We start from the raw sequence: 22108 nt of genomic DNA on the forward strand, positions 1-22108 counted from the left end.
GATCAGAACCCATCGGCCCATTCTCTGCGTCCGATGGACATGATCCGCCAAGGCTGGCTCTCGAGTTTGCGCCAGGCGTCGCAGCAATGGGCAACGATATCGTCGTAGGATTTGAAGATGCGGTTGGAAAGCCAGTTCTCGCGCATGAAGAGCCAGAGATTTTCAACCGGGTTCAGCTCTGGCGATTTCGGCGGCAGCGGCAGAATAGTGATGTTGGTGGGGACAACGAGTGCGTTGGACATATGCCAACCGGCCTGGTCCATGATGAGGATGGCATGTGCGCCATCGGCGATGTGACGGGATATTTCTGCCAGATGCTGGGTCATTGCGTGGGTATCACACCACGGCATGACGAGAGCGGCGGCCTTGCCGAGCTTGGGGCAGATGGCACCGAAGATGTAGGCGGAGCGGGTTCGCTGGTCATGCGGCGCGAACGGCCTTGAGCCTCGCTTTGCCCAGCGACGGGTGATCTTGTTCTTTTGCCCTATCCGGGCCTCGTCTTGGTACCAAATTTCTATTCGTTTTCCTTGTGCCACTCCGCTCGCAATCTCTGCCACTGCGGCGGGGAAGTTTTTTTAAACTCCTCAATGGCTTGAGGGTCCTGCTCATGATGTTTCGGTCGCGCAGCCAGCTTGCGATAACCAAGGGCACGCACCTCCCGGCTCAGCGTCTGTTGGCTCACCGAGACACGAAAATCTTCCCAGAGCCATTGGGCCAGATCACACAGCCGCCAGCGCACGACCCCGTCGAGATAGGGCGTCGGACCCCGCTCAATGGCCTTTGCCAGTGCGGCCCGCTGAACATCGTTCAACCGTGACCGGGGTCCTGGAGCCTTGCCATCGATCAGCCCCTCGGGGCCATTGGCATTGAACCGCAAGACCCAATCGCGCACGATCTGCAGCGTCACATTGCCCAGCCGCGCCGCATCCGAGCGTGAGCCTCCCTCATAGATCGCGGCAAGTGCCAAAAGACGACGTGCTTGAGCCGCATGCTTGCTTTGGCGGGCCAGACGCCGAAGACCTTCCGCGTCAAAATCTGCACGTAATGAAATCGCCGCTCCCATCGCAAACCTCCAGTTTGTGCCAGAGATTCAGATTCATCGCCTTTTGGGAAGCCCAAGAGTCGAACTCAGCGAGGGCGCGTATTAATCTGTTTGTCTCGCGACGAAAGAGTGCAAAGCCGATCGCCTCCTCCAACTGCCTGACGTTCTGACTAACCGCCGGTTGCGATATTCCCAACGCTCGCGCTGCAAGCCTTTCCGATCCCGCGCGCAGGACCTCCCTCAGGACTTGAAGCTGACGGATCCTTACCATTGATCCAACGATCTCCATAGGCGTCCATCCCCCAGCCCATATCGCACAACGCAATGGGCCATAAGCCATACTTATCGATATTTCTTTCATCTTATAAATTGACGGCCGAAAGGCAAAGTATATTTTTAGATATAAGTCATATTAATCATTAGTTAACAGAGACTTTTATTTCGCCATATGGTTACATGTACATCTCAAGTGAAGTAATGAGTAGTATGTATACTTATAAATATCTACTATTCGCGATGAAAATAGGAGCTTAGGATTTGCTAGTGGTTACCGCCTGACATAAGAGTCCCGTATGGGATTCCATTTGCTGGGTTGGCATGCGAGTCTGGCGCATGCGCACAGGAATATCGTTCACCGTTTCGCCAACAGATCACCAACGCCTAATGGCCTTGACCAGGGATCGCAATGCGCCCCAAAAGCACGTCTGGCGGGCCGAGATCATCCTGCTGAGTGCCGATGGCGTCGGGACTGTCGAGATTATGCGCCAGACCGGCAAATCGAAGACCTGCGTATGGCGCTGGCAAGAGCGCTTCGCCACAGAAGGCGTCGAGGGTCTCCTGCGCGACAAGACGCGGCCGTCGCGTATTGTGCGGCTCGGACCCGATGTCGCCGAGCGTGTGGTGGCCCTGACGCTGGCTGATCCGCCGGGCGAGACGACGCACTGGACGGCCGACATGATGGCGACGGCCGCCGGCATCAGCGCCAGCGCAGTCAGGCGTATCTGGAAAGCGCATGGCCTCGCACCTCATCGGTGGCGGCAGTTCAAATTGTCCAACGACCCGAAATTCGTCGACAAGCTGCGAGACGTTGTCGGCCTCTATGTTGATCCGCCAGCCCACGCCGTCGTGTTGTCGGTCGATGAGAAAAGCCAAATCCAGGCGCTCGACCGCACCCAGCCGGGCCTGCCGATGAAGAAGGGTCGGCTCGGCACCATGACCCACGACTACAAGCGGCACGGCACAACCACGCTGTTTGCCGCCCTCAACGTGCTCGACGGCACCGTCATCGGTCGCAACATGCAGCGTCATCGTCATCAGGAGTTCATCCGCTTCCTCAACGCCATTAACGCCCAGGTGCCGGACGACAAGGCCGTCCACGTCATCCTCGACAACTATGCTGCCCACAAGCATCCCAAGGTGAGAGCCTGGCTCGACCGTCACGAGCGTTTCACCTTCCACTTCACTCCGACTTCAAGCTCATGGCTCAACGCGGTGGAGGGTTTCTTCGCCAGGCTGTCGAAGCGGCGTCTGAAACGCGGCGTTTTCCATTCCGTCGTCGATCTCCAGGCCGCCATCAACCGTTTCCTCGTTGAGCACAACAAAAAGCCAAAGCCCTTCACTTGGACCGCCGATCCCGACAAAATCATCGCCGCCGTTAAACGCGGGCACCAAGCGTTAGATTCCATCCACTAGACTTTACGGACCAGTTCCTTCATGGCTTGACGAACACGCTCATCGTCTTTTTTTTGAGCTGCGCACTTGGAACCACATTAGGGTTGCTTATCGCAATTCTCAGAAACTCAAGCCGAAAAACTCTCGCAGGCGGTATGCAGGCCTATACGGGGATTGTTCGAGGTGTTCCCGAACTCCTCATTATTCTCCTTATGTATTTTGGTGGAACGGCTCTCCTCAGCGCGGTTGTTGGTCGCTACGTCGAGATCAATGCGTTCGCCGCCGGGGTAACGGCTTTGACCGTCGTGTTCAGCGCCTATGCTGCAGAGATATTCCGTGGGGCTATCAACGCAATTGCGGCGGGCCAAAGGGAAGCGGCCATGTCACTCGGGCTGTCCCGCTGGCAGGTATGGCTCCTGATTATCATTCCCCAGATGATCCCAATCGCCTTACCCGCCTTCTGTAATCTTTGTATCTCCCTGATAAAGGATACGTCGCTGATCTCAGTCGTGGGGCTGACGGATGTCATGCGTGTTGCCTATGTAGGCGCAGGTTCCCTGCGCGCGCCCCTTCCCTTCTATCTCGCCGCGTCCGCAATCTATCTTACGCTCACGAGCCTCTCCCTGCTCTCGTTCAAGCTGATCGAACGTCGGTACTCCCTTTCCTGCGCGAAAGGCTGACGTGATGAGTACCTCAGTAGCCCTCGAAGCACTTTTCACCCTTCCCAGAGGCCTCCTCTTGACGATGGCGCTCACATTTGCATCACTTGCTTCGGGCTTTGCGATCTCGATACCGTTGGCTTTCCTGCGCGCGTCATCCAACCTCTGGGCCTCTGCACCCGTGCTTGCCTATACCTATGCCTTTCGCGGCACACCACTGCTTGTGCAGCTTTTTCTGATCTACTACGGCGTCGCGCAGCTTCCGTTTATCCGGCAGAGTTTTCTCTGGCCCTTGATAAGAGAACCGTTCTGGTGCGCATTCATTGCCTTCACCTTGAATAGCGCTGCCCATACCACAGAAGTTCTTCGCGGCGGAATCCGTGCGATCCCGCAAGGCCAGATAGAGGCGGCCAAAGCCTTGGGCATATCGCGCCTGCATATGGCTCGGTTGATCATCTTCCCGCTGACGATCCGCATTGTTCTTCCAGCCTACGCGAACGAAGTCATTGGCATGCTGAAGGCAAGTTCACTCGCAAGCACGATCACCTTGCTGGAGATAACCGGTCTCGCACGCCAGTTGGTCTCCGAGACGTTCGCCCCGTACGAAGTCTTCGTTGTCGCCGGCTGTCTTTACCTGTTCCTTACCCTCGTGATTACGAAGATTTTTGGGGTTCTCGAAATGCACTGGGCGCGCACAACCAACCCCCACTCGCCATCCCGGGCCGTTCAAAATAGCGCCCACCAAAGCCACCCTTCGCTACCGCTGGAACGCGAAGCTAAGCCCGGGGTCACCGCTGGCTTATCAGAACCGTAAGATTCAAACCCAATAATGAAAGGACTATCGTCGTGAAACGAACCACAATGCTCGCTCTATTGTCCCTGCTGATTTGCGCCACCAACTCAGTCGCGATGGATAGAAAGGCAATCACCATCGCTTCCGAAGGTGCGTCGCCGCCCTGGAATGCCATCAATGCCGAAGGTAAGCTGTTCGGGTTTGACATCGAGGTCGGGCGTGAACTCTGCCGGCGGATGAATGTGGAATGCACTTTCGCAGCGCAGGACTGGGACGGCATTATACCGGCGCTGACCGTTGGCAAGTTCGACGCCATCATGTCAGGCATGGCGATTACGGAAAAGCGAAAGAAGTCCATCGCCTTCTCTCAGCCCTACGCCGGAGGTTTCAACCAACTCGTCGTGCGCAAGAACCTCAACCTGCCTGCGACCGATACATCGAAGAAATTGAACCTGACGAGCATCGATGCCGAAGAGCAGACCATGCTTGATCAACTTCGCGTGGCGCTCGCCGGCAAAACCCTTGGCGTTCTGCGATCTTCGAATTCGGAGGCCGTGTTGAATGAGCTGTTCGGTAAGGTCGCGACGATCAGAAGCTACGATTCCCAAGACAATATGCATCTAGATCTCGTGGCCGAGCGGATCGACGGCGGCCTTGCCGATTACTTCACATGGAAAGCATTCCTGGATAGCAAGGATGGCGAAACCGCAACGTTATACGGTCCACAGCTCTCGGGCGGCCTGTGGGGACCGGGCGTCGGTGTCGGCCTGCGAAAGAATGATCAGGACCTGATCACCGCGTTTAATAGCGCCATCGAAGCTGCGACGCGAGACGGAACGTTGAAGCGGCTGAGCGAGGAATGGTTCAAAATTGACGTCTCACCGCAGGCTTCGAACTAGAGGCGCACTCCGCGCGCTTTTTCCTTGGCCAATTGGCTGAACGCATAGCTTATCGATTATCAAAAAATCAAGGGAGACTTCATGTCCTCGCCCTTTTCCATTGCCCTGACTGGTCAATCACTAATCCGTCACGATCTGAGAACAATAAGTGACCCCAGACTGCATGACATCGCACAGATTCTTAAGGCGAGCGACGTCGCTTTCACCAATCTTGAGACGACCATTTATGGCCGTTATGGCGGCTGGCCACTCAAGGGCTCATACTTCGGCGCCTCCGCACCTGAGGTTTTACCAGCTCTGAAGGAGTTAGGATTTAACAGCCTCGCCTTGGCAAACAACCATGCCTTTGATCTCGGCCCGTCCGGAATCCTTTCGACGCTGGAGGAGGTGGCGTTACAAGACTTTCTTCATGCCGGTATCGGTGCGGATAAGAGTCGTGCCGCCAAGCCTCAGAAGAAAACATTCGGATTAAGGAGCGTGGCACTGATTGCTATGGATGCCGGCCCAGGACCGTCGTTCATGTATGCTGAGGATGCAAGCCAGGGCCGGATGGCAAGGCCCGGCATCAACAGACTGAAGGTCTCAAGAGTATTCGATGTAGAGGTGGAAACATTCAACATACTTCGCTCCATACAAAGCCGATTTCTAAGTTCAAATCTGGAAAGAGCCAATTATGCCCAACCCGAGGATTCGCCTGAGGTCGATGACAACATCGAAATAGACTTTTACGGAACGACATTTCGTAAAGCCGATCACAATGTCCGCCATATCGTGATCGACAGACATAGCGCCTGGGCCCAGCTTTCCGCGATCGTGGAAGAAGCAAGCACCGACACATTTGTCATCGTGTACCTGCATCACCACCATTGGGAGCCGAGCTGGCAGCAGGTACCCTCTTGGGTCCAGGAATTTGCCCATCAGTGCGTGAACGCAGGCGCAGGCCTTTTCGTCAGCCATGGCGCACCAGTTCTGCAAGCAATCGAGATATATCGAGACACACCGATTTTCTATGGGCTCGGAAATTTTCTGTTCCACACCCAGAAGGAGGAACGAGAATGGAGCCCGGCGGAAGTCTGGAAAAGTGTCGTAGCGACCTGCAACTACGGCCCCGGTGGGCGATTGGAAGACATCAACCTGCGTCCAATCGTGATCGGCGGAACCGAGGCACTGGCCGACCAAGACCGCGATCGACTCCCCTTTCCTGTTTTGGTCGACGGCGAGATGGCGGACGAGATTCTCAAAGATCTCGCCGACCGTAGTGCCGGCTTCGGCACTCTCCTGTCTCTAGAGAACGGTATCGGTCGGATCGTTCTGTAAGGCTCGAAGCGGAAATACGAAGATCTGACGTTGTGCGTCTCAATCTCAAGGAGTGGCGGCCCTACAGCCGCCAATTTCACACTCTTCTACACTAACGATCCGTCCCGAGTTGCTCTTCCATTTCTTCCTCAGCAATTGAGGTGACGAGAGCGACAACGCGGCTGCGGACACGCGCCGGAAGCAGCAAAACGTCCTCAATCAGACGACGCCCTTCCGCAGTGGAAATATAGGCAATCCTTTCATCGATCTCGGTTGTGATTTGGCTGCCCTCAGAGTCTACCGGATCCGGAAGGCCTTCGAAAAACTTTGAAACAGGGACGCCGAGGCGACTTGCAACCTCGTAGAGCATCGAGGCGCTGACACGGTTCCTGCCACTTTCGTATTTCTGTACCTGTTGCAGACTGACACCGATGCCGGCACCAAGATCTCCCAACGATACATTCGACTGTATCCGGCGGATCCGAATCTGCTGCCCGACATGGAGATCGACTGGATGAACCGTGTCGTGTTCAGTTCGCGATAGCGTGCCTTGCGCCCGCCTCGATGATCGGATCTGAATGGCTGCTATGTGGCTATTCATGTTCGACACCCCGACTGGAGAGTTTCATGCGGTACGCCCCCGCTGAAAACTCGCTTAACCCACTGATCGGGGAGTTAGAACACCGTGCTAGACGGCCCAATGGCCTTTAGTTCCGAGGAACCTGGACATGCGCCACAGGCTCCCCGACCACAAAGGTTAAGAAGTGTGATGCCGTACCGGCCGGCACCAACCGCTAGCAGGGGGTTCTAATCCCCAAGGCAGCGCGTACCGCCTCGCCGAGAAAGATAGTTGAAATACGCTCGCTGCGCAACCGAATTCGTCACAAAATTCAAAGACTTCGGGTCAGGAGTGCGAGTTCGTCATCGAGCCAAAGCTCACAACCTCGCAGATAAGGTGTCGCGGTGGATTGTTACAGCACGATCAGGAAAATGCCCATTGCTGGCAACCCTTGCTCACCTTTCCTGATGCGAAAGCTGCGGCCAGCTCCGCCCATAAAGGATCCTTTGTGAAGCTTGTCAGCGATCCGACAGCTTCGTCAATACGCATGTGGCCGAACCGGTCGAGAAGCGTCTCAACGCCGGCGTCGCCGACGGTGTTCAAGAGCGAAAATGGCTCGCATGGCGAGGAGATGATTCGGTGGGCCCACGCGCCCGGTCGCTCGTCCTCGGCCAGCGCGGTGAGAAGCTGCGCATCATGATCCTGGCCTCTCAGCGCTTCACAAAATGCCCAGCGCATCAAAGGATAGTAGACGGTGTGTCGACTTCCGCCAAGTGCACGAACGCCGGGCAGAATCGAAGTGACGATAAACATTAGGAGGAGGTTCGGTACGATCCGCCGCTTCGCCAAGGCCTCGATCAGACCTTCCGATAGAAAGTCAATTCTGATGTCATCCGCACCTCTCGAACGGAGAACGCAACCATCGAGCCAGAGCGGAATTAGCCGCCCATTAGTAGAGCCCCAGAAAAAGTGCGTCGAGTTCTTAAGCCAACCCTGCCACGTCGAACCGGCGAGTTGATCGATGCAATCGAGCAGCTTGACAGCAAAAGGTCTGTTCTCGATCAGCCCCGTCCGCAACCAGGACCGCTCATTGCAAAGATGATCTCTCACGAGATCGGCAACATCATCATCATCGAACTGAAGGAAGTCGATCCGGCGGTCGAAATAGCGATTCCAGAGTTCGATGTTAGCCGCCTTGATTGCCTCAGATGCTGAAGCAAACGCGTCGGCGGGCAAGCTCGCACGTAGGTAGGAAATTGCGTCTGAGTCGGGGCCGGGCTTGTCGGCATTTTGAAGTCGGAAGCTGTAGCGATTGTTTCTGCCTAAAATGCTGTAGGGGATCATCTTGCTGCGCGACAGGCCGAAGACATTGATCGCCTCGCCTTCAATTTGAAGCCAAGCAGGACCCTTACGGCCGCGTTCCACGAACTTTACGGTCGAACAACCATAGGAGATGTAGCACCTCCTGCCATGGGCGCGCAGTCCCATCAATGAGAAAAGATGGGTATAGAATGCATCGGGCTCAATCAAAAGGTGAAGGTGCGGACCGGTCTGCAGGACGGGCGCGAACTCAATTTCTCTTTCAAGTCGAGATGCTTGTTCTTCCGAAAAACCCCGGCGCCGCGCCACCGCACCAATCCGTGACTGCAACAGCGACATGGCTTGGCTGCGAGCGGCGCAAGCGGGATGATGGCGCGCAACAGAGAAGACCGACTTGGCATAAGCTTCCACCGGCGCCTGCTCGAACGGTCGAGCCCAGGGTAAAAGCTCAAATATCAGAGCCAAAACCTTGCCCTTGGATACGAGTTCTGCTTCGCTCGACATCTCTACTCCTCAAACAAGCCGGCTTTTCAGCGGCCCTCCCCGATCCATCCTAAAGTAAAGGACGAGAGCAACGGCGATCATAACCGCGCCGAAATACGCGAATATTTGTGAAGGCAGGACGGTGTTACCGAAAAAGCCGATGATTCCATAGGTTAAGAGCCCGACAGCCATGCAAAGTGTGTGGATCTGGCTGCGAGCACGTCCCAGCATACTAACTGGGACAACGGATTGAACCTGCACGTCGATCAGAACACGCGCGATATTATAGCTCATACCAAGAATCGTCATTTGAAAGACCGCCAAGACAACGCCTGGGACCATCCAAAAACCGAGAAGAAACAGGCCAGCAAGCCCCAAATGAACAAGAATGTTCTGCCACCAATGCCCACGGCCCAAAAAAAAGCTCGCACACCCAGAGATTGAACCAAAGGCCCATCCCGCCTCAAGATAGCCAAATTGCAGCGCCATGCCGTCCAGTTCATGGATCACATATGCTGAGGCGAGCACGCTCACAAGCATGCCCATTGTGTAAATCAGAGCGTATATAGACGCGTTGGCCTTCAGCGACTGAAGTGTGAACGTCGTTGGCAAGAGGTCGAGGTAACGAATGCCGCCGCTCATAGCGAGCTGTTTGGAAGAGTAGAGTTGCCTTCGGCTGCGCATAGCCCGCAACGCCAACAGAGAGAGAATAAAGCAAGCGCCAGGTAGGACAGGCACCAGATCCATGCCCATAGCGGTCAGAGCGGCTCCCATGACAATGGCTGCGAGCAAATTGCCTGCTTGCATTCCAACATACGAGGCAGAGTTGAATGACTCGAGCTTTTCGGCACCGACAATCGACGGAATCATGGCTTGTAATGCCGTCGAATAGGTTCTGTCGATGACAGCAAAGATGATCCATGAAATGTATAGGATGAGGAGGGGGTCCACAAACGAAAAACCTACTCCGGTCGATACCATCAGCGCCACCCGCAGCAGATCACAGATCATACAGACAATGCTGCGATCAAATCGATCGACCACCGCGCCGCCGACATTACTCGTCAACAATTCGGCGGCACTGCCGAGCGCGAGGAGAATGGCAAGAGCGCTCGCCCTGTGGCCAATATCGACGGCGATCCATGCCGTTAGCACAAAATAGGCATTGCGGCCGACAGACGATGCCACTACGCAGAACAAAAAGATGCGGCAAGCGGCCTTCCGCTCGATTGCGCCGCGTATCAATATCCCGACCCCATCAGCAAGCCCTCCTGGCAATAGAATGATTTCATTCTAGTCCCCTCAGGGGCCTGCGGCTTTCATGAAATTGATATTATTCTTGACTTGGAACGAGCAGGTTCCCTCCAGACAGCACGGTATCCCTCAGGAGAAATCCCCGTATCGCGTCGAAATCTGGTCGAGAGATGGCTTCCACTCGCATAGCCACAGGCAAGCGCCACCTCCGTTACAGTCATCGCTGTCGTACGAAGAAGGTCGCTGGCGCGCTCAAGGCGACGCATATTGTAAAAGGCGTAGGGTGTTATGCCTTGCGAGTACTTGAATGCGCGGCAAAAGTGCTCGTAGGTCACGCCTGCTTCTTCAGCGAGCAAGCGCACGCTTGGAGGTCGCTCGATATACGCATCGATTTTTTCAATCACTCTCTTGAGCAGAGCCGGCGCCAGGCCTCCGCGGTGCGCCTTGCCCGATGTTCGAGAGCCACGTTGCAAAAGTCCAAAGATGGCCGTTAGATGTCCTTCGACGATCAGGTCGGTAATAGGATCGTCATTCAAGAGCTCGCGGGCAATCTGACGCACTAAGCATTGTATCGGCAGATCCCTGAAACCGAGCTTCGGACGCAAGCTTTCCGCACTCGGCAACCTTGCAGATAAGTCGGACAAGAACTCGCTCGCCACTATTATCATGAGATAACAGGCCTCGCAGTCGCCCTCGTCCCAACCACTCCAGCGGCAGCCAGGCGGAACGTAAACGAGTGAGCCGTCCTGACGCGGAGTAAAGCCGACATTTCGCCCGTCAATATAATTTTCGCCGGACTTCGCCGCACCGCGTATGTTGAGAAAAATCAGGTGGTGATCCGTTACCACGTCGATTTCCTGCCGAGCTAAGCCGATCCGACGAACGACATCGGCGCGCGCGTGGCTCCAACGACCTTGCTTGTGAAGGATGACCTGCGCTTGCGACTGCTTTATTTTTTCGGGTTGAACGGCCGGAACGATCCCCAAGTTGACTGGCTTCTCCTGTTTAAGATCGGTGTAGAGGCAAGCATATCTGACTAAAAGTTGCCGATCAAACCTCCTCTAACCTGAGGTCGAATTTCATATCAATTTCATGTAAGCCGATCAAAATCGTGGATGCAAGAAACCAGAGCGCGCGGTCATGCTTCGGCCGAGCATTGTCGCAAAAAGGGCGTTGGTGTCGTTGATAATTCAAGATCAGCGCCGGCGCTTCGAATTTCTGAAGTTCGTCTTTCAAATGAGCAGGCTGCGATAATGCGAGAGAAAGGCAGGTCTTTCGCATGCACGGATTTGAAGCTTTCATAGTGGAGTGCGACCGCGCACCCCGTCTCAACGAGCTCTCGGAATTCTTTTCGACAACGGCAGCTGGTCAAACTGGCATGCCCATTCGGCCACCGAAGCTCGACTATCGGCTCTTCCCGCTCGACTCAACGTTTAAGCGCTTTTCAGCTCTTCATCCGCTACGGCAAGGGCCATTCGATCAGCACTATCTCGGCAGCATACCCTATAGGTTCGAAGAGGAATGCCGCATGGGCTGTGCAATCCTCAAATATGCCCGAGCCAGAAAGGGACGGTTGAAGCTCTACACATTGGGAACAGCAGAGGGCACGATGGCGCGCGTGATTGCCGAACTCGGCAATGGCAGGATAGACACATTATCTTGCAGCCCAAATGTCGAGAATCTGCGAAGTTTCTACGCCTACGGTGTTCCTCCGCATGCCACATTTTTTCACGGACCATTTCATCATCTGACTGCGCGAAAAATCCAAGATGATGATGAGCTACGCGCATTCACTGGCGGCTTTGACATCATCGTCGAGGACACGACGTTTCAGATGTATTCGCCCAATTGCTTCGATCAAATTCGCTTTGTATCGCAGCATCTCAGAAAAGACGGGCTTTTCATCTTCATCGAAAAATTCAGGCACGACGACGCCGAGGAATACCATCGGCGCGAGCGGCAAAAGGACCACGGCTTCAAGGCTCGGTTTTTTACCCCGTCCGACATTCGAAAAAAAGAAGAAACTGTTTTAACACGAATGAATCGAAACGAAGTCAGCTTGGCGAACATAGCCGCGACACTGAGTCGCTTTTTCGGGCACACATTCGTCACATGGAACAGCGGCAATTTTTATTCGCTTGTGTCCAGCAACAGCGCAAAAAATCTCGACCTCTTTTTATCGAAGCTGTGCCCGGCCGCAATACCAGAAGAATATGTCTATACTGACCTTCCTCATCGGCTTTATCCGAATCCGAAGCAGCAAACACAAGGTGTTAGGCTTTAGGGAACCATGACCAGACATGGCGGCGAAACAGCCCCCGACTCGTTAGCCAGCGTCTGATTATATGTGCACACTTCAAAAAGGCGGGACCTTTTTGGCCCCGGTGGTCAAGGTATGATTTGCCAACTACGAAGAATTGCTTCTGCCGGCCTAGTTATTTTTGAGGAAGAAGGTCTCCTCCTGAGGCATAGAGGTGTATCCAGAGACATGACGCTGAAGGATATCAATCACGAATTCGTCGAAGTTCTAAAACAAATCCGAGAACTTAACGTTCACTTTGGCTTTATCTCGCGCCGAAGTGAAGGGGCCGGAACATCAGAAATTTCGACCGTGATGGCAGTCCTCTTCGAGTTGCTTTCCATTCGGGGAGCACGACCCGATTTCTGGATCACGGACACGGATTCGTCTCAACCAAACGGAACCGAACTTCAAGGTTCAAACAATTCGCGACCCAATACCGCCACGCGCGTGATTTCCAGAGCCATCGAGTGCTATGGGGCCGATAAAGGTAGTGTCGTGATCGTCAGCAGTTTAGTGAAATCTATCCGTGCGGCAAAAGAAGCGGGCATCTTGGGAATTTTATGTTCTAGCAGGAGAGGCGATGAGAATATTCTCAACGAAATTAAGTCGCAACCTGATCGAATTGAAATTACTGAAATGAACTCGCTTTCCAGCGCCATCGGACGAACCCTAGGCATCGGGGAGAACTTGGCGTTTGACGTCGACCATAGTGGGCGGTGGCGGTAGAATCGAGATTGAGATCGGTGGGTAGCAGTATGGCCGTTGATTGGGATCAGATCGGAACGCTGAGCAATACGGTCGGCGGCTATGACATTCGAACTGATCGTCTCTGGATTTTAGTGATCACGGCTAAGCAAGGTCATGAGGGACCGCTTGATGAAATGCATATTCGGATGTCGGACGGAAAGGCCTATGCACCAGATGGCATCGAAGTTTTGGCGCTCAGCCCGGATCGGAAACGTGGCTGATATTGCCGGAATGAGAGATGGTTGAATCGAGGCTGCTAGTTGGGGGCAGACTTGGGCTGGGGCGATCTCACTGAAGTGGAATGGCGGGTTCTGAAAGACTTGCTGCCGTTAGAGCCTGAAAGCCGTGGTCGGGGGCGGGCTCCTGAGCAAAATCGAACGATCATCAATGGTATCCTTTGGCGGCTTCGGTGCGGAGCGCCGTGGCCCGATGTTCCGCCCAAATATGTGAGTTGGAACTTGATCTATCGTCGTTTCCGGCGTTGGAGCAAGGCCGGGGTTTGGGAAACCGTGGCGGTCTAGGCTATCCCGAACAAGCACGGCTAAAACGATAGGGATGAGATGTGTTTTTCTGCAGCAATCGGTCAGTTTTTTAAGTGTGAGCCGATCGATCGTCGGTAGCCCCTAATAACGACATCAGCGGCCGCGGTCTCTGTCCTTTTCCTGAGGCGGGCGAAGCTTGATGGATTTCGGAATCTCCCTATCGCGCTGCTGCACTTTTGAGCGCTCGCTATCCGAACGATCTTTTTCAGGTCGGTCGCGCTCGGCATTGGAGCGAGCGACGCGAGCTGCATCGATAGAGCGATTGTTCGAGCTCTTGTTCACTATTCTAAGCTCGTCGATGTGGTCACGACCGGCGGCCGATTTTGTTTCAAGGGGTTCCGACTTACGCTTGACCTGGCTTGCATCGATACGATCCCGCTGCTTTGCAACCCTTGCATCCAACTGTAGTCCGACAACCTTTCCAATGATCTTCGTCGCCTGCTCAAAGATCTGCCGATCGGACGAATCCGTGATTTTTGCTGCCGCATTGCTGGCGGTTGTCGCTATCGTTTCCTTGGCTGCCTTTGCCTGGTTGGCGCTGATGGGTGTGGACCGCAGCATGTGTTCTTCACCTTTCTCCCGTGTGGGATCACGGCCCTCGCGGACCGCTGCTTCAAGCCTGCCATACTCGCGCCGAAGACCGATGCAGAGATCATGGCTCACTTCTCGTGCCGTACTGGGTGCTGATCTGTCCCTGGCGACCCCTTCAAGCATCTGAATGACGCGCTCGACTGAACGTCGGCTCTGGTCGAGCCTCACCCGTGCGCCTTCATGCTTCGGTGCGGTCGGCGTGTCGCGAATCTTCGACCTAACCTTCTCAATTACATTTGACGGCGCGGTTGCTCCCATCCGCCGAAACATTTCCCATTCCCATCGTTTGACGGGCGGCGGGGCTGCACGGTCGACGCGCTTGTGAAGACCGATTGCGATGCCACGCTCCCACGCCCTCTCCGCAAAGCGCGAGCGCCATTCGGTGAAGTCGCGGATGTTGGGGTTAAGCATCTTTCCACTGGTGTTGCGCAGCGCAACGATGACATGCAGGTGTGGATGCTTTCCGTGATCGGTACGGTTATGGATGGCGTAGGCATAGCGATGCCCAACAAATTGCTGCTTGAGGAAGTCACGCCCGGCGAGGACGAACTGGTCGCGATCGACATTGGCTGGTCCAGACAAGAGCAGGTGCATGAAGTCCCTCGGCTGGCGGGTCTGCAGAAGGGCACCGATAATCTTGCTCTCGGCCGTCAGCTGTTTGTGATCCTTTGTGCTAACTTCCCGCCGCGCCGTGCCCCGCTTGTAGCGCCCGCTCGCGCCAGGGCGTTCCTCGACATGCGTCTTCGTCGAGATCGTCACCTCCGCATCTCCTCGCTGCATGGCGTGAAAGGTCTCAGTCAGGCCTTTCGGGCCAGATGAAAATTCAACCGGACAGCGCGAAACTGGTGTGACGCCTTCCTGCCTCAACACCTTGTTCAAACGAGCGTCGATCGCACCTACGTTGTCGATTTCGGCGGCGATGCGATTTCGGCTGCTGCGGTCAGATCGATCCTTTTTCTCATGGGCAATCACAAGAGCGAAATGCAGACGCGTACCACCCTTAACACTCGCGCCCACACTGAATGCATAGGTCCGGTCGATATCGCCGACCTCGCGAAACCCTTCGTCGGCGAGGGAGCCGAGGGCGCGGGCAACCCGCTCCCGGTCTGCGCTTTCGAGCTCGTAAGCCAAGCGAAGAATATCATCGCTGCCTTTCCGATTTCCAAACTCGCGCTCCCATGACCGCACCGTGGCATTGAGATCGGACACTTCACGGCCGTCCTGGTCGCGCGCCTTCTCCTCCTTGCTTTGGTAGGCAAGGACGTTGCGCATCGAACTAGCACCGGCACCATAAGACAGGACTTTGACCACAACGGCGTTGTTGCCGGCGGCTCGACTGAATGCCGTAGCCGCCCCGCCCTGTCTCGTCAACGTAGCGGCCAGTCTCGCCGGTATCGACCTTTTTACGCCCCCGCCCCCGCCGCGTCGACGCAGTTCGTCGTCGATCAGCTCGAAATAGCTTGGCAGCCGACGACAGCCCGGTCTAGATCCGGAGCGACTTCTGGAAAGGTCGTTCATCGTGTTTCCCGATCAGGTCGGCGATATAGGTTGACGGTCTGACAAAAGCTGCATCGCGAATGGCGTCGAGAGCGGCCATGACCTGCGCAAGCTTCTCCATAATCGGCTCGACTGCCGCAATCTCGGCTCCCTTGTCGGAGAGAAACGTCTCGTTTCGAAAGGCCAGTTCGCGCAGAAACTGGTGCATATTTGCCAATTGCCGGTCATGTTCTTCGAGCATTGCAGGAATATGCATGATTTCCCGCGTTACGATCAGCTTGGCGACAATGTTGGCAGACACATCGAGCCGTCTGGCAAGGGCCTCCACATTAACCAGGACGTGCGGTGGTAGACGGAACATGATAGCCGGTTGGCGCATCTCTCCTATAGCCCCCTCGCCTGCAGAGCCTCAAGTATCAACCGGTGCGTAGCCGATGACAGTTGCTCGTGACGCTCGAGCGAAACCCGAAAGATCTTTGTGAGCACGTCGTCGTCGAGATAAAGCGAAATACGTTTTCGTTTGGTGATGAGGCTGCCCGCAGGCGGATTCTTTGCCTCCTTTGAAGGGCTGGTCCGGACGTTTTTGCCAGACGTACGGCGCTGTTGCGGTGCGCCGCGGACGGTTGCCTGCTGTTCTTTTGTTCGAGGAGGTTCCTCGGGCATAAGCTTTCCAAGATCGACGTTGGTTGGCATATAGAAGGTCGCCGTCTCCTCTACGTCCTTCGCCCGATCTTCTCTAGATCGACCAAGAGCGAGAATGTTTCCAGCCGGTATTCTTTCCCTCGACATTGCGCTATGCGGCCTCCACCTGCAGTAGGTTGATGAATTCGTTGTTGATCCTTTTTACAAGATCGATCGCGTCGAGAACGCTCTCGGAGGCGCGACGCTTTGCCGACGGCGTCAGCACCGGATTATTCTCTATGCTGGCGAGCTTCGAATAAAGCGAGCCGAAGCCGGCTCCGACATCGCTGAAGTGGTTGCTCTTGCGAACAACAGTGTCCACTACCGGAATTCTGCCGCTTGTGAGGATGGCGTGAACCTCGGGCAGCGAGCGGTTGTGTTTGAGCGCGATCATGTCGACATAGTTCCAGATCGCAGCGTACGGAATTGGTCCCTCAGCCCGCTTTCTGGAAATCTCCTTCAGGATTGTCGCCACCTTGATGGCCGAGGTCGCGGCCGTCGGCTCCGGTATAACCGGGATAAGAACAGCATCACACTCATAATAAACGTCGATTGCGCGTTGATGGACATATCCGCCGACATCATAGATCCGGATATCGGCCTCCGGTGCGTCGGCCAGGCGATCCACAAACCTGTCCTCCGGAGCCACGCGTAGATGCAGCAGGGTCCCGTTGGTCGGAAGAAGTCCCCTTTTCGTGGAGACATTGTACCAGCGCGTCGATGACTCCTGTTCATCGCAATCGATCAGCAGCGTCCGGTGTCCTTGTTGGGCAAATTCGGCTGCGAGATTGATGTTCAAGGTCGATTTTCCGGCACCGCCCTTGAACGTCGAGATGGCTAGCGAGAGTGGTTTGACTGTCATCGCGTCGTCATCCCCGAAGCTTCGCTAATCGTTGCTGCCGCGCGGCGATCAGATCGTTATTTTGCCGTGTCGCTTTGCGCTCACGCGCTATTTTCGCTTGCGAGTCTCTGGCCGGCCAGAACTTCAGGATCGGCAGTAAAAGCAGCACGAAACAGAATGTGGTTGCGGCGCTGAACCAACCGGATTGAGCATAGAGCTCTGCCGCCCAATGCCAAAGCCCCCGGGTCCACTCCGTCGGAAGGAAGGCGTATGAAATCGTCAAAGCAAGACCGTATGAAACGAATGCCGCCAACAACACCCAGACAGCCGATACGACCAAAAGGTTCGCGAGCAAAATCAGGATCCACGCCGCCCGAAATGGGAAGGTTATTAGCCTGAGGGCCTTCCGGTATGCTGACATCGCCTTTCTCCATGCGCATGTTCCGTAGTCCCAAGAGACATAACCCAATCGCCGATGATTTTCCAGACTTGCACTGCAGTATAATTTTGTGCATATTTCAGATTGCCAACAGATTACGGAATGCGAGCATGAATCCTGGCGCGTGGTGGTTTAACTGCTTATTCTTCTGCACATTTGCCAATGCGACGATGGCCATTGCGCTCGCAGCACAGGATGATACGGCTGCGAAGTTCATCAGCGAATATCAAACGGCCTATGCCCAGGGGCGAGATCTTGTTCCTGCACCGCAGACGCCCCTCGATACGTCATCGCTTGCCACGCGGCTTCATCTTCAAACAATCAGACCTCAGGGCGCGTTGGGCGGCAGCGCGTTTCTGGCCTCCGACGGGACGGTGGTTAAGTTGGCTGGCGCTCAGGGTTGCCTTTCAACCGAGCAGATTGCATTTGCAGGCCTACAGGCGACGTGCGCCATGATCTCGCTGGCCGGGTTGACCGCGGTACTCGCCGAGGCAAAGGCGGCGGCAGGCGACGCGTTTCCGTGCCACGTCCTCGGCCAAAATCGGGGCACGCCGCCGGTGCATTATGCCGAATGCTTCTTCAACAAGGATGAAGCAGTGCAATCGATATCCGAGACGCTCATCGGCAGGGGACTGGCTTTCGCCGCACGTGACCGCGCCGGCTGGCCGATATTTCCAGACTATGCCAAGGTTGAGGAAGATGCCCACAGGAAGCGGGTCGGAATCTGGGCAAATACCTATTTCGTCCACACCTACGGTGAACGCCATCGCGCCAATCCTTCCATGAAGTGATCCGGATGAGGTTCCTGATGTTGATGTCCACGCTCCTAGCTTCTGGCTTCTACGCCGGGATCACCATCATGCCCATGCTTGGAGGCTCGACCCTTCCTGGAGCGGCACGCCCTGCTCCGATCACGCTCGTTCAGGCGCATGGAGGTGGAGGTCTAGTCGAGGACAGCAAGATCGAGGGTCAAACTGGATTTGTTCCCTTTCCAGCGCAGGCGCAATTCGAAACAGGCGATACCTGGGTTTCAGGCGGACGGCGATATCGTCTCTACGGCCTGCAGACGTGTCTTCGAGGGACGTCTGTCACGATTTCCCCGGGCGCTGTGCGAGACTGTGGCCAGCTCAACCTCATTATGGCGCAGGCAATGATAAGAGACACCAGGCCGGTCTGCACGACGATCAGAAATATCGACCAGAACAACGCTGTGGTTGCCTGCCAGACGACGACAGGTGAACGGCGTTATGATCTGGCAACCTATATGATTGCCCATGGATGGGGATTTGCGGCGATTGACGACACCGGTCAGTTGATCGTCCCCGGATATAGGGTGGCGGAGGAGAGTGCGCGATCAGCGCGCGCGGGCCTCTGGGCGTATTCGGATATGCCGCACCCGATCCCGGTCCTCACAAAAAATGCGAGAGCGCAGCGATGAGAACTGTACCGTTCTCAATTATATTGTTCACGCTGACGGCGACAGGATCGCTAGGGCAGAACCGTCCGGCCGACCTTCCCCGGCAGATCTATGGAAAAGTTCAGGTCGTCGATACCACGACGTTTGAATTCAAAAGGAGCGGACAGGCGGTGCGGCTTGCCGGATATGAAGCCCCTCGCATCGAACAGACGGCGTTGAGCGATGGTGTAACGTGGCCAGCGGGTCAGGTTGCGCGCGCATGGATGATCCTTCGTACACTCGGACACGACGTCAATTGTACTCCGATCGACCGCGACGGAAGGGGCATGATCCTTGCCCATTGTTTTGTCGGGGAGACGAACCTTGCCGCGACGGCGATTGCAGAAGGCATAGGCTACGCATTCAACTATCGCGGCGAGCCTCAGGTGCCGGCCTATTTCGATATTGAAAGGAAGGCCAGAGGGCTCGGTTACGGCGTCTGGTCCTCGCCAGATCTGCTTCCTCCGTGGCTTTACACCGCCTCGGTGGCCAATGGAGACACGGCCAAAGGCCCTTCGCCAGAACCCGACAGCGGCTTACCTCTGCCGTTGCCTGTGAGCCCGAACAATTCCCTGTCGCTCAGTAACACGCACGGAGGCTGAATGAGCCACTTTCAAAAAACCGCCATGGCGATGGTGCTGCTGTCCGGCTGTGCTTCGATGGCGACTGGACAAGAAAGCACTAGCCGGACGCAGATCGAGCAGCGCAATCCAGACTTTTGCGGTGCCGCAGGCGCCGGCTGCGATCCAGCGGACGTGCAGAATTGGAAGGCAGTCGGCAACACGCTCGCGGATCTCTCTTCAGCCGACCTCAGCCAATATGCCTATGCATGCGCCCAGCATGTCGACTGGAAAAAGGATTGCGAAACCAACCCGGCCATCGTCCTGAGGCGGCTGGGCGTCGAGGGATACTGACTATGACGGCGAACAAGTCCGTCGGTGGGCTGTCGTGGTGGCTTACGTCTTGTTGTTGGAACAGCTGCCGGCTACGCGGTCAACGAAATGGCGCGAAGCCGCCAAGCGTCGGAGCTTGAGCATGAGATCTTACGGCTGAAGGATGAGGGTAAGCAAAAGTCGCAAGTTGACGCTCCCAACGATGAGGAGGCATCAGCTGCGATTACCAGATCCGACCGCTCGATCCGGATTTCGAAGTGTAAAACGCGTCAAGCCGAACCAGGCGTGACCTGCACCGACTTGATCACACCCGCCAGGGGCTCATTCGCCGGGGCGACACAACCTGGAATGCTGTCGTTCGCGATAATCGGCGAAACAGGGGCGCAGGTCCAATGACCATGGGAAAGGAGCCATAGAGTGAGACCGTTCGTAATTGCGACCATATTGATGGTGGGCTCGACCTCTGTTTCGGCTGTCACCGCCGCAAAGGCCGACGACGTGTCCTGGGGATGCCAGGTTCTGCTATGCGCGGCATCTAAAAACCCATCCTGGCATAGCGTTCCCTACTGCGTTGCGCCGATGACCCGCCTTATTGCCGCGATAAATGAGCCGGCCTTTTCGTGGCCGGTCTGCCATGAAGCCAATGCCGGCAAGCCCGGCCATGACATCTTTGAAGACTGCCCGGCCGGAACCACGGCCGGTTACAGTTCGCAAGGCGACGCCGGTTTGCGGGGTGAACCCAACCAATGCATCAAGACCGTCGATTTATGTCGGTCTCCAAGTCAGCGTGGATCCAACGCGGCGCTCAAGGTTACAACTGTACGACGCGTTTTCGGCAATCGGGGCGACAGCTGTATCGAACAAATTGCGACACCAAGGCCGCGACGGAATGAGCCCTACTTTTTCGATATCCCGAACGACAAAGGTGTGAAGCAGCGATTTTGGTTCGATTTGGACCATTAGTGGCTGGCGCGACATTGCGTCCACGGCAGCGATACTCAGGACAACGGCTTGGGGGGCTTCCTCTGGCTTCGGCGCGCCTTCTTCGCAGCAATGCGGGCGAGATCGTCGTCAGTAACCGTGAACAAATCCTCTATCGTGACATTCCACTCTCGGGTCATCTTGTCGAGCGTGGTCAGCTTCACGTCCCGCATTCCGCGGGTCACTTGCGACATATAGGCTTCCGACACGCCGAGTTGCTCGCCGAGCTCCTTGTTCGTCAATCCGCGCTCGGACTTCAAACGGTCCAGACCAATGGCAAGTCTTTCCTGAAAGGAAAGAGATGTCAGGCGCGGGACGTCTTGCCGGTCATTGGAGGCATCGCCCTTCAGCCGTGGCATCGACAGCCATCCTCCACCGTGGATCGCATTGGGCGACGGCCGTATAGTATGTCGCAGCCATGGAACGTGGCGTTGCGGCGACCGATGGGGAATGTTCTCGAGGTTTCGCTGCTCATCCAATTCCTGTCGTCGTTGCGAAACGATAGGCTTATGCCTAAACGCTATTTTGACTGTCTCTCAGTACCTGTGCACACGGTCCTCACGGGTCTTACACTGCTGCGCTCGGCCCGTGCAAGAGGACCGGCGGTAGCATGGCATTCCTTCCTCTGCCAAACGTGGATTTCGAGCGGACGGCTTCGCGCTGTGCAGGCTTACGCGCAGCCGGTCTGCAAGTCCTCTAGCGATGGTCGACGAACAACAAAGAGAGAGATGATCTCGTCAGTCCCGTTTTTTCACGACGGCCGCCCCCTGTTCGCATCGAGTTCTGCGTTCGCTGCCTGGAGCAACGCATCTTGAACAAGAACCCTCATCTCCGGCGGACAGCCTCCAGCGATGGACGACACAAGCTCGTCTACCAGCTCAGAGATCGTCGGTGTCAGGCGCCTTGGAAATAGCCTCTCCATTTCGCCGGGGTTTGCCCCCAGCCTTTCGAACTCGACCGTCAGCGCGCGTGTCTCCATTGCGCGCTCCTTGATCATCAACCAAAGGCCACCGTCGTTTCTGGCAGCGTCGACAATTCGATCGAGGCTTCCCTCTTTCGAAAGACCTCCACGCCTGAAGTATTTGATTTCCGCCACGGTATCTCCCCTTTTTGGCAACTATTGTGGACCCTGCACGAGGGCTTGGACAACAGAACGGTACTG

General features: G+C 55.8%; 25 protein-coding genes and 2 pseudogenes. 14 read left to right on the forward strand and 13 right to left on the reverse strand.

Annotated features, from left to right (window positions below):
• Positions 1-2: 2 nt before the first annotated feature.
• Together J5289_RS20285 and J5289_RS20290 are read right to left on the reverse strand one after the other, a co-directional pair.
• A protein-coding gene (locus tag J5289_RS20285; protein WP_374108560.1) for an IS630 family transposase occupies positions 3-1063 on the reverse strand; the annotation gives its coding sequence in 2 pieces (ribosomal slippage) (positions 3-533 and positions 536-1063; 1059 coding nt in all).
• A 79-nt stretch (positions 1064-1142) separates the two neighbouring features.
• Positions 1143-1331: pseudogene (locus tag J5289_RS20290) on the reverse strand (LysR family transcriptional regulator); the annotation flags it as partial.
• A gap of 323 nt (positions 1332-1654) precedes the next feature.
• Between J5289_RS20290 and J5289_RS20295 the strand changes: the two are divergent.
• The 5 genes and pseudogenes from J5289_RS20295 (at position 1655) to J5289_RS20315 (ending at position 6381) form a co-directional block, all read left to right on the forward strand.
• On the forward strand, positions 1655-2734 hold the full coding sequence (locus tag J5289_RS20295; protein ID WP_111223089.1) for an IS630 family transposase: 1080 nt from the start codon (positions 1655-1657) through the stop codon (positions 2732-2734).
• A gap of 2 nt (positions 2735-2736) precedes the next feature.
• Positions 2737-3393, forward strand: a pseudogene (locus J5289_RS20300) (ABC transporter permease subunit); the annotation flags it as partial.
• Positions 3394-3457: 64 nt separating this feature from the next.
• Entirely contained in the window at positions 3458-4186 is a 729-nt protein-coding gene (locus J5289_RS20305; protein WP_374108611.1) for an ABC transporter permease, read from the forward strand.
• A gap of 32 nt (positions 4187-4218) precedes the next feature.
• Complete coding sequence (locus tag J5289_RS20310) at positions 4219-5064, forward strand: transporter substrate-binding domain-containing protein (RefSeq protein ID WP_202617178.1); 846 nt, start codon at positions 4219-4221, stop codon at positions 5062-5064.
• Positions 5065-5145: 81 nt separating this feature from the next.
• Positions 5146-6381: a CapA family protein gene (locus J5289_RS20315; protein ID WP_209185773.1), complete on the forward strand. Its 1236-nt coding sequence runs from the start codon at positions 5146-5148 to the stop codon at positions 6379-6381.
• Between the two features lie 91 nt (positions 6382-6472).
• Here the strand turns inward: J5289_RS20315 and J5289_RS20320 are convergent, their stop codons facing one another.
• The 4 genes from J5289_RS20320 to J5289_RS20335 all read right to left on the reverse strand — a co-directional run bounded on the left by J5289_RS20320 (position 6473) and on the right by J5289_RS20335 (position 10962).
• Positions 6473-6961: a helix-turn-helix domain-containing protein gene (locus tag J5289_RS20320; protein ID WP_143123038.1), complete on the reverse strand. Its 489-nt coding sequence runs from the start codon at positions 6959-6961 to the stop codon at positions 6473-6475.
• A 381-nt stretch (positions 6962-7342) separates the two neighbouring features.
• Positions 7343-8743, reverse strand: coding sequence for a hypothetical protein (locus J5289_RS20325; protein WP_209188101.1), 1401 nt, complete (start codon positions 8741-8743; stop codon positions 7343-7345).
• A 9-nt stretch (positions 8744-8752) separates the two neighbouring features.
• Complete coding sequence (locus tag J5289_RS20330) at positions 8753-9967, reverse strand: MFS transporter (RefSeq protein WP_247750748.1); 1215 nt, start codon at positions 9965-9967, stop codon at positions 8753-8755.
• A 74-nt stretch (positions 9968-10041) separates the two neighbouring features.
• Positions 10042-10962 (reverse strand): AraC family transcriptional regulator, encoded by a 921-nt coding sequence (locus J5289_RS20335; protein WP_209188100.1) that lies wholly within the window; start codon positions 10960-10962, stop codon positions 10042-10044.
• A gap of 293 nt (positions 10963-11255) precedes the next feature.
• Between J5289_RS20335 and J5289_RS20340 the strand changes: the two genes are divergently transcribed.
• The 4 genes from J5289_RS20340 (at position 11256) to J5289_RS20355 (ending at position 13546) form a co-directional block, all read left to right on the forward strand.
• Positions 11256-12260, forward strand: coding sequence for a class I SAM-dependent methyltransferase (locus J5289_RS20340; RefSeq protein ID WP_209207435.1), 1005 nt, complete (start codon positions 11256-11258; stop codon positions 12258-12260).
• Between the two features lie 204 nt (positions 12261-12464).
• Entirely contained in the window at positions 12465-13004 is a 540-nt protein-coding gene (locus tag J5289_RS20345) for a hypothetical protein (RefSeq protein ID WP_209185778.1), read from the forward strand.
• A 29-nt stretch (positions 13005-13033) separates the two neighbouring features.
• A complete protein-coding gene (locus J5289_RS20350; RefSeq protein WP_209185779.1) occupies positions 13034-13246 on the forward strand; it encodes a hypothetical protein in 213 nt (70 codons plus the stop codon).
• 75 nt (positions 13247-13321) lie between these two features.
• Positions 13322-13546 carry a transposase gene (locus J5289_RS20355; RefSeq protein ID WP_257625533.1) on the forward strand — a complete coding sequence of 75 codons (225 nt, stop codon included), beginning with the start codon at positions 13322-13324 and terminating at the stop codon, positions 13544-13546.
• 114 nt (positions 13547-13660) lie between these two features.
• Here J5289_RS20355 and J5289_RS20360 read toward each other — a convergent pair whose 3' ends face one another.
• The 5 genes from J5289_RS20360 to J5289_RS20380 all read right to left on the reverse strand — a co-directional run bounded on the left by J5289_RS20360 (position 13661) and on the right by J5289_RS20380 (position 17611).
• On the reverse strand, positions 13661-15676 hold the full coding sequence (locus tag J5289_RS20360; RefSeq protein WP_209188098.1) for a relaxase/mobilization nuclease domain-containing protein: 2016 nt from the start codon (positions 15674-15676) through the stop codon (positions 13661-13663).
• Positions 15642-16034, reverse strand: a complete 393-nt coding sequence (locus J5289_RS20365) for a hypothetical protein (protein WP_209188097.1) — start codon at positions 16032-16034, stop codon at positions 15642-15644. The genes J5289_RS20360 and J5289_RS20365 overlap by 35 nt, the downstream gene beginning before the upstream one ends.
• 5 nt (positions 16035-16039) lie before the next feature.
• Complete coding sequence (locus tag J5289_RS20370; RefSeq protein ID WP_247749386.1) at positions 16040-16348, reverse strand: hypothetical protein; 309 nt, start codon at positions 16346-16348, stop codon at positions 16040-16042.
• 100 nt (positions 16349-16448) lie between these two features.
• Positions 16449-17198 carry a ParA family protein gene (locus J5289_RS20375; protein WP_142831914.1) on the reverse strand — a complete coding sequence of 250 codons (750 nt, stop codon included), beginning with the start codon at positions 17196-17198 and terminating at the stop codon, positions 16449-16451.
• A gap of 80 nt (positions 17199-17278) precedes the next feature.
• Positions 17279-17611: a hypothetical protein gene (locus tag J5289_RS20380; RefSeq protein ID WP_209186915.1), complete on the reverse strand. Its 333-nt coding sequence runs from the start codon at positions 17609-17611 to the stop codon at positions 17279-17281.
• A 115-nt stretch (positions 17612-17726) separates the two neighbouring features.
• Between J5289_RS20380 and J5289_RS20385 the strand changes: the two genes are divergently transcribed.
• The 5 genes from J5289_RS20385 to J5289_RS20405 all read left to right on the forward strand — a co-directional run bounded on the left by J5289_RS20385 (position 17727) and on the right by J5289_RS20405 (position 20928).
• Positions 17727-18407, forward strand: a complete 681-nt coding sequence (locus J5289_RS20385; RefSeq protein ID WP_209207434.1) for a nuclease — start codon at positions 17727-17729, stop codon at positions 18405-18407.
• 17 nt (positions 18408-18424) lie between these two features.
• Complete coding sequence (locus tag J5289_RS20390) at positions 18425-19054, forward strand: thermonuclease family protein (protein ID WP_209188094.1); 630 nt, start codon at positions 18425-18427, stop codon at positions 19052-19054.
• A gap of 23 nt (positions 19055-19077) precedes the next feature.
• Complete coding sequence (locus tag J5289_RS20395) at positions 19078-19674, forward strand: thermonuclease family protein (protein ID WP_247749384.1); 597 nt, start codon at positions 19078-19080, stop codon at positions 19672-19674.
• Positions 19675-19986, forward strand: a complete 312-nt coding sequence (locus J5289_RS20400) for a hypothetical protein (protein ID WP_209188092.1) — start codon at positions 19675-19677, stop codon at positions 19984-19986.
• A gap of 396 nt (positions 19987-20382) precedes the next feature.
• Complete coding sequence (locus tag J5289_RS20405; RefSeq protein ID WP_374108604.1) at positions 20383-20928, forward strand: hypothetical protein; 546 nt, start codon at positions 20383-20385, stop codon at positions 20926-20928.
• A 35-nt stretch (positions 20929-20963) separates the two neighbouring features.
• On the opposite strand, the gene J5289_RS20410 is transcribed toward J5289_RS20405, so the two are convergent.
• Positions 20964-21305, reverse strand: a complete 342-nt coding sequence (locus J5289_RS20410; RefSeq protein WP_209186920.1) for a helix-turn-helix domain-containing protein — start codon at positions 21303-21305, stop codon at positions 20964-20966.
• Positions 21306-21697: 392 nt separating this feature from the next.
• Positions 21698-22042, reverse strand: coding sequence for a hypothetical protein (locus J5289_RS20415; protein WP_209207433.1), 345 nt, complete (start codon positions 22040-22042; stop codon positions 21698-21700).
• Between the last annotated feature and the right edge of the window lie 66 nt (positions 22043-22108).

It is taken from the genome of Rhizobium sp. B230/85, assembly GCF_019355735.1.
Taxonomy (GTDB): domain Bacteria; phylum Pseudomonadota; class Alphaproteobacteria; order Rhizobiales; family Rhizobiaceae; genus Rhizobium; species Rhizobium rhododendri.

Bases quoted from the DNA above. Each gene is read 5' to 3' on its own strand.
- J5289_RS20320 (WP_143123038.1), bottom strand. From the start codon at position 6,961: ATGAATAGCCACATAGCAGCCATTCAGATCCGATCATCGAGGCGGGCG.
- J5289_RS20360 (WP_209188098.1), bottom strand. From the start codon at position 15,676: ATGAACGACCTTTCCAGAAGTCGCTCCGGATCTAGACCGGGCTGTCGT.
- J5289_RS20400 (WP_209188092.1), top strand. From the start codon at position 19,675: ATGAGCCACTTTCAAAAAACCGCCATGGCGATGGTGCTGCTGTCCGGC.
- J5289_RS20295 (WP_111223089.1), top strand. From the start codon at position 1,655: ATGCGCACAGGAATATCGTTCACCGTTTCGCCAACAGATCACCAACGC.
- J5289_RS20340 (WP_209207435.1), top strand. From the start codon at position 11,256: ATGCACGGATTTGAAGCTTTCATAGTGGAGTGCGACCGCGCACCCCGT.
- J5289_RS20380 (WP_209186915.1), bottom strand. From the start codon at position 17,611: ATGGAGAAAGGCGATGTCAGCATACCGGAAGGCCCTCAGGCTAATAAC.
- J5289_RS20350 (WP_209185779.1), top strand. From the start codon at position 13,034: ATGGCCGTTGATTGGGATCAGATCGGAACGCTGAGCAATACGGTCGGC.
- J5289_RS20375 (WP_142831914.1), bottom strand. From the start codon at position 17,198: ATGACAGTCAAACCACTCTCGCTAGCCATCTCGACGTTCAAGGGCGGT.
- J5289_RS20385 (WP_209207434.1), top strand. From the start codon at position 17,727: ATGAATCCTGGCGCGTGGTGGTTTAACTGCTTATTCTTCTGCACATTT.
- J5289_RS20370 (WP_247749386.1), bottom strand. From the start codon at position 16,348: ATGCCAACCAACGTCGATCTTGGAAAGCTTATGCCCGAGGAACCTCCT.
- J5289_RS20365 (WP_209188097.1), bottom strand. From the start codon at position 16,034: ATGCGCCAACCGGCTATCATGTTCCGTCTACCACCGCACGTCCTGGTT.
- J5289_RS20390 (WP_209188094.1), top strand. From the start codon at position 18,425: ATGTTGATGTCCACGCTCCTAGCTTCTGGCTTCTACGCCGGGATCACC.
- J5289_RS20325 (WP_209188101.1), bottom strand. From the start codon at position 8,743: ATGTCGAGCGAAGCAGAACTCGTATCCAAGGGCAAGGTTTTGGCTCTG.
- J5289_RS20410 (WP_209186920.1), bottom strand. From the start codon at position 21,305: ATGCCACGGCTGAAGGGCGATGCCTCCAATGACCGGCAAGACGTCCCG.
- J5289_RS20305 (WP_374108611.1), top strand. From the start codon at position 3,458: ATGGCGCTCACATTTGCATCACTTGCTTCGGGCTTTGCGATCTCGATA.
- J5289_RS20315 (WP_209185773.1), top strand. From the start codon at position 5,146: ATGTCCTCGCCCTTTTCCATTGCCCTGACTGGTCAATCACTAATCCGT.
- J5289_RS20345 (WP_209185778.1), top strand. From the start codon at position 12,465: ATGACGCTGAAGGATATCAATCACGAATTCGTCGAAGTTCTAAAACAA.